The sequence below is a fragment of the Pseudomonas sp. P1_F7 genome, from assembly GCF_056405655.1.
The window spans coordinates 350,954-357,595 of record NZ_JBFUBR010000014.1 but is presented as its reverse complement, the minus strand read 5'-3'; the positions used below and the strand labels follow the sequence as shown (position 1 = coordinate 357,595).

General features: G+C 60.4%; 4 protein-coding genes and 1 pseudogene. 3 read left to right on the top strand and 2 right to left on the bottom strand.

Annotation, left to right across the window (positions count from 1 at the left end; all coding sequences use genetic code 11):
• Together AC1D1M_RS22600 and AC1D1M_RS22595 are read left to right on the top strand one after the other, a co-directional pair.
• Window positions 1-165, top strand: a pseudogene (locus AC1D1M_RS22600) (pyrroloquinoline quinone biosynthesis protein PqqE); the annotation flags it as partial.
• Window positions 131-1,957 carry a S9 family peptidase gene (locus tag AC1D1M_RS22595; protein WP_477777322.1) on the top strand — a complete coding sequence of 609 codons (1,827 nt, stop codon included), beginning with the start codon at window positions 131-133 and terminating at the stop codon, window positions 1,955-1,957. The pseudogene AC1D1M_RS22600 and the gene AC1D1M_RS22595, both read left to right, overlap by 35 nt.
• Window positions 1,958-2,097: 140 nt before the next feature.
• Here the strand turns inward: AC1D1M_RS22595 and AC1D1M_RS22590 are convergent, their stop codons facing one another.
• Complete coding sequence (locus AC1D1M_RS22590) at window positions 2,098-3,381, bottom strand: aspartate aminotransferase family protein (RefSeq protein ID WP_477777321.1); 1,284 nt, start codon at window positions 3,379-3,381, stop codon at window positions 2,098-2,100.
• A 169-nt stretch (window positions 3,382-3,550) separates the two neighbouring features.
• Here AC1D1M_RS22590 and AC1D1M_RS22585 point away from each other — a divergent pair, with 169 nt between their 5' ends.
• Window positions 3,551-4,480 carry a LysR family transcriptional regulator gene (locus AC1D1M_RS22585; RefSeq protein ID WP_477777320.1) on the top strand — a complete coding sequence of 310 codons (930 nt, stop codon included), beginning with the start codon at window positions 3,551-3,553 and terminating at the stop codon, window positions 4,478-4,480.
• A 227-nt stretch (window positions 4,481-4,707) separates the two neighbouring features.
• Here the strand turns inward: AC1D1M_RS22585 and AC1D1M_RS22580 are convergent, their stop codons facing one another.
• A complete protein-coding gene (locus AC1D1M_RS22580) occupies window positions 4,708-6,486 on the bottom strand; it encodes an acyl-CoA dehydrogenase C-terminal domain-containing protein (RefSeq protein ID WP_477777319.1) in 1,779 nt (592 codons plus the stop codon).
• Window positions 6,487-6,642 lie beyond the last annotated feature (156 nt).

Below are 6,642 nucleotides of genomic sequence, written 5' to 3'. Positions count from 1 at the left end.
TTCATGCTCACCGGCGATGCAAGCAACGCCGACCCGGTATGCAGCAAGTCGCCACAACATGGCGTGATCCTCAAGGCTCGCGAAGAAGCCGAGCACGCGACCCAGACCATCGACCAACTGGCCTTTCGCAATGAACGAAACTCACGCCTCATCGCCAAAAGCTGAACCTTTCAGCGCTGCCAAAGCCGTTGCAGCCGGCATCGACTTTGCCGAACTGCAGGTCGGTCGACAGGGCCTGTTCTGGAACGAGTACCGACCCGAAGACGCGGCGTGCCGGATCTGGCATTGGCGTGACGGTGCAGCGAAATGCCTGACGCCACCGGGGTTCAGCGTGCGCAGTCGGGTGTACGAATATGGCGGCGGAGCGTTTTGCCTGACGGACGACGGTATCGTTTTCGTCAACGAGGCAGACCAGCAACTGTATCGGCAATCACTGCAAGGCGAAGCGCCCGAAAGGCTGACGTCCAGTGCGTGCCGTTATGGTGATTTACAGTTCGCCAACGGGCAGGTGCTGGCGGTCGAGGAACTTCGCGATCAACACCGACTGGTGGCGATCGATCTGTTCGATGGCGCACGTCACCTGCTGGCCGAGGGTGCTGATTTCTACGCGGCACCGACGCTGAGCCCTGATGCCCGGCGCCTGGCCTGGATCGAATGGAGTCGCCCGGATCAGCCATGGACAGCGACCCGCTTGATGGTTGCCGAACGCCTCGCCAATGGCGGGTTTGCCGAGGCTCGTTGTGTGGCGGGCGAAGGCGCGCAAGAGTCTGTGCAACAACCGCGGTTTGATGCCGACGGTCGCTTGTATTGCCTGACCGATCGCGCCGGTTTCTGGCAGCCATGGATGGAATCTGAAAAAGGCCTGAGCCCATTGCCAAGCGCCGCCGCCGACCATGGCCCCGCGCCCTGGCAACTCGGTGGCAGCACCTGGTTGCCGCTCGGCGACGACAGTTATCTGGCCAGTTGGACCGAAGGCGGGTTTGGCCGATTGGGCATATGCGGCGATTCCAGCGCCGACTTCACCGGCGACTACAGCCGCTTCCGCCATCTCGCCGTGGATGAGCAGTTCATCTATTGCATCGCGGCGTCCCCCGTCAGTTCAACTGCCGTCATCGCCATCGACCGCCAGAGCCGGCAAGTGAACGTCCTGGCCGGCGGCATCGCACCGCTTCCTCCCGAACAGATCAGCCGCCCGCAAACCTTGCGCTACCCAAGTGGCTCAGGCGAAGCACACGGTTTCTTCTACCCGGCGATGACCGGCGCGGCGAAACCGCCATTGGTGGTGTTCGTCCATGGCGGCCCGACCTCGGCGTGCTACCCGATGCTCGATCCGCGTATCCAGTACTGGGCGCAGCGGGGCTTCGCCGTGGCCGACCTCAACTATCGCGGCAGCAGCGGTTATGGCCGGGCCTATCGCCAGGCATTGCACCTGAGTTGGGGCGATGTGGATGTGCAAGACGCCTGCGCCGTGGTCAGTTACCTCAACCAACGCGGCTTGATCGACGGCGACAAGGCCTTCATACGCGGCGGCAGCGCCGGCGGCTACACCACCCTTTGCGCCTTGGCCTTTCACAACGTGTTCTGCGCCGGCGCCAGCCAGTATGGGGTCAGCGATCCGTTGGCGCTGGGGCGCGCGACCCACAAATTCGAAAGCGACTATCTGGATTGGCTGATCGGCGATCCGCAAATGGATGCCGAACGCTACGCCGCCCGCACACCGCTGCTGCATGCCAGCAACATCCGCGTGCCGATGATCTTCTTTCAAGGAGAACTGGATGCCGTGGTCGTACCGCAGCAGACCCGCGACATGGTCACGGCGCTGCAGGACAACGGCATCCTGGTGGAAGCGCATTACTACGCGGACGAACGCCATGGCTTTCGCAAGGCCGGCAATCAGGCCCATGCGCTGGAGCAGGAGTGGCTGTTTTATCGGCGGGTGATGGAACAGGCGGGCTGATTTGCGTGCTGAGTGCCGAGACGGTGGCGCCCCTTTCATTGAATTTCGCAGACAAAAAAACGCCCCACGCCAAAAGTGTCGGGCGTGGGGCGTGCGTATTACCGCGAGACGGTTCTGGAATGTGTGCAGGGCGCGTCTGATCAGACGGCAATCCCTTTGCGGCACTGCAATTGCGCGGTGCGTACTCGAGAGAAGGCACGCGCCAGGCGCAGGAGCATTTCATCGATGTTGGCGTTGCTGACATTCAGCGCCGGGGTAAAGCGCAGGCAGTCGGGTTGCGGGGCATTGAGCAGCAGGCCTTCGTACAGCGCGGCCTTGACCACCGCGTCAGCGGAATCGTCCGACAGCGTCAGCCCCCAAAGCAGCCCTTGTCCGCGCAACTCGCCGTGATCGTAACGGTGGGCCAGACGCGCCAATCCTTCACGCAGGTGCTGACCGGCTTCTGCAACGTGTTTGAGGAAGGCCTTGTCCTGCACGGTATCGAGTACCGAGAGTCCCGCCGCCGTCATCAACGCATTACCGTGATGAGTACCTGTCACCTCGCCAACGTCGAAACAGCAAGCCTTGCCCCGCGCCAGCAGCGCGGCCAATGGCACGCCGCCGCCCAACCCTTTGCCGAGCACGACGATATCCGCTGTTACACCGTAGGATTGTTCCGCGAGCAAGGTGCCACAACGGCCGATGCCGGTTTGCACTTCGTCGAAGATCAGCAAAATGCCGAGTTCACGGCACAAGCGTTCGACGCCCTTGAGGTAGTGCGCGGTGGCCGGGATCACGCCGGCTTCGCTCTGGATCGGCTCGAGCATGATCGCTACGGTCCGTTCATCCACGGCCGCATGCAACGCTGGCAGATCATTGAGCGGAACACGACTGAAGCCTGGCAATTGCGGCTCGAACCGGTTGATCAATGTCGAACTGTCCGACGCCGAAATCGTCGCCAGGCTACGGCCATGGCAACCGTTGTTGACGACAATGATTCGCGACGCGCCGCCGCGATGCTGTTGACCCCATTTGCGCGCCAGTTTGATCGCTGCCTCACAGGCTTCGCTGCCGGTATTGAGCAGGTAAGCCTGATCACTACCGGTGCTGGCACACAGATGCTCGGCGAGGCTGAGCATGCCTCGGTTATGCAGGCCGAAACCCGGATTGATCAGCAATTGAGCCTGGGCGGTGATTGCGTTGACCAGAACTGAAGGACTGTGACCAAGGCTGTTGGCCCCGCCGCTCTGGGAAAAATCCAGATACGCACGGTCATCGCTGTCCCACAACCATGAACCCTGGCCGCGCACAAACACCTGTTTCGGCCGCTCGACACTGGGCATCAAGTACTCGCAGGAAAGGTTATCGCCTTGGGATGGCAGGGCCGCGTCCATGACCAGGTCATCAAGACTGGGAGGACTGCGACGCAGACTGAACAGATTCATCTGAAAAAACCTCTTTTGAGGTTTTTTGCCTTACCTATGTAAACACCATCGAAGCAAACGGTATTCATCACGCTCTGTGGCCCTGTAAGCCCTGTGAATGCGGTTAGACTAGGCTCAGACGGGGCGTTCAGCCATTTCGATTTCTCAGCATTTTCGATAAGTAATAGTTATGGATTTCAAGCAACTGCGTTATTTCGTCGCGGTCTATGAAGAAGGTCACGTGGGCCGGGCTGCCGAGCGCCTGTCCATCTCCCAGCCGGCGCTATCCCAGCAAATCCGCCACCTCGAGCAAAACCTCGATGTGAGCCTGTTCGAGCGCAGCAGCAAACGCCTGTTGCCGACCCTCGCCGCCCACACGCTGTACAACCACGCCCTGCCTTTGCTCGATGGCCTGCAACGGGCACGGGAAGCGCTCGGCAACTTCAAGGGTCAGGCGCTGCGCACCCTGGCCATCGGTGTATTGCAGACCGTGCATACCAGCCTGGTTCCGCAGATGCTCGAGCGGGTGCGCAAGGCACAGCCGCATTTGGTGGTACAGATCTATGAGCTGACCGGCCTGGAAATCGAGCGGCGCCTGCTCAACGGCTCTCTGGACATCGGCATCAGCTACCTGCCACCCCGCCAGCCTGGCTTGCATGGCGTGATGCTGTACGAAGATGAACTGACTCTGGTCATCCCGGCGGAGCATCCGCTGCGTGAATTCAAGAAAGTGTCCATGAGTCAGGCCGCCGAGCTGCCGATGTTGCTGCTGGGCGAGGAATTTCAAATAAGGCAGATCTGGCAGGCACAGCTGACAAGCCTCGGACGTCGCCCTCAGGTGCAAGCCGAACTGAACAACATGGCCGGTATTCTCGACAGCCTGCCGCACACGCGCCTGGCGACGGTATTGCCCGGTCGCTCGCAAAAGACCCATGGCAACCATGAACTACTGTGGAAACCCCTGAGCGAACCACGCGTGCCGCTGAAAGTCGGTTTGGTGTGTCGGGATGTGCAACGGCAGCAGGCCTCACTGGCATTGCTGCGGACATTGCTGGAAGAAGTGATAAACGGCCCGGATGAACGCTTGAACAGCGCGCAGGCTCTGGATGGGGCAAGCTGAAAACTTTTCTTCAGGCAAAAGAAAACCCCGCCGAAGCGGGGCTTTGCAGACTGTTTCCCTGACATCCATTTCACTCCGCCGTCCTGGCAGAATCCTACGTGTCCCTGTTGTTGCTTTGCGCTTCCTGCGCTACGTCCATGAGAAGTAGATTAGCTCTGGATCCAATTTGCATCTATGGGAGAACAGCAGCACGTTATGTAAGAGAATGCTTACATAACGCTACTTCATCAGAATTGTCCTGCATCCAGCAGGAACAACGATTCGCTACCGGCCTTCACCGACGCGCTCAACGAGTGGATGCGCGGCAGCAGGCGGGCAAAATAGAACCGCGCCGTGCCCAGTTTGCTGGCATAGAAATCGTCTTGCGCTTCCTTGCCGAAAGCCGCCTTGGCCATCAGGGCCCACATGTAGGCGTACGCCACGTAGCCGAACACCTGTAGATACTCGACCGACGCCGCGCCGATTTCGTTCGGATTGGTTTTTGCCCGGTCCAGCAACCACGCGGTCAGTTCATCAAGGGTGGTAACGGCGTCGTTCAGTGGCTTGGTGAACTCGGTGAGGTCCGCGCTGGCGGTCGCCGTGAAGTGACGAATCTCGTCGGCGAACAGGTTGTAGAACGCCCCGCCGCTACCCACGATCTTGCGCCCGACCAGGTCCAGCGCCTGAATGCCGTTGGTGCCTTCGTAGATCTGGGTGATGCGCACATCGCGCACCAGTTGCTCCTGGCCCCATTCACGGATGTAACCGTGGCCACCGAAGACCTGTTGGCCGTGTACGGTAGTTTCCAGGCCCAGGTCGGTCAGGAACGCCTTGGCCACCGGGGTCAACAACGCCACCAGATCTTCCGCACGCTTGCGGGTGGCGGCATCTTCGCTGAACTTGGCGGTATCCAGTTGCATCGCCACGTAGGTGGAGAACGCACGGCCACCTTCGTTCGAGGCTTTCATGGTCAGTAGCATGCGACGCACGTCCGGGTGGACGATGATCGGGTCAGCCACTTTGTCCTTGTTCTGTGCGCCAGTTGGCGAACGGCTTTGCAGACGGTCGCGGGCGTATTCCACGGCGTTCTGGTACGAGCGCTCGCCAGTGGCCAGGCCCTGGATACCGACGCCCAGTCGCTCGTAGTTCATCATGGTGAACATCGCCGCCAGGCCTTTGTTCGGCTCGCCGACCAGGTAGCCCACGGCTTCATCGAAGTTCATCACGCAGGTCGCGGACGCCTGGATGCCCATCTTGTGCTCGATCGAACCGCAATTCGCCGGGTTGCGCGCGCCCAGGCTGCCATCGGCATTGACCATGAACTTCGGCACCAGGAACAGCGAAATGCCTTTCGGACCCGCCGGTGCATCCGGCAGCTTGGCCAGCACCAGGTGGATGATGTTTTCGGTGAGGTCGTGTTCACCACCGGTGATGAAGATCTTGGTGCCGCTGACCTTGTAGGAACCGTCGGCCTGAGGCTCGGCCTTGGTACGGATGATCCCCAGGTCTGTACCGGCGTGTGGCTCGGTCAGGCACATGGAACCGGCCCAGATGCCGGCGTACATGTTCGGCAGGTACGCGGCTTTCAGCTCTTCGCTGGCGTGAGCGTTGATCGACAGGCAAGCGCCGGCGGTCAGCATCGGGTACAGGCCGAACGACAGGCTGGCGGAGTTGACCATTTCTTCGACCTGGGCCGAAACGGCTTTGGGCATGCCCATGCCGCCGTAGGACGGATCGCCACCGACACCGACCCAGCCGCCTTCAGCGTAGGTCTGATAGGCCTGTGGGAAACCTGCCGGCGTGGTGACGGCACCGTCCGCCCAATGGCAACCTTCTTCGTCAGCGGCACGGCTCAGCGGTGCGATGCTTTTGCTGGTGACTTTGCCGGCTTCTTCCAGGATGGCTTCGACCGTTTCTGCATCCACGGTTTCAGCCAGTGCAGGCAGTTCGGCCCAGAGTTTGGCGACCTCGAAAACTTCATTGAGGACGAAGCGCATATCGCGCAGGGGCGCTTTGTAGTCAGCCATGGCAAACCTCGCAAGATCTATACAGGTGATTCACAGGAAGAGTGTTTTCGTTGGGTCGGAGTGTACCTCAACAACTTTTGCGACACATAGGGTCAACTCATGACCATTTTGTTATTTTTAGTCATCAACAAAAAAGCCCGCGCAGGCGAGCTTCTT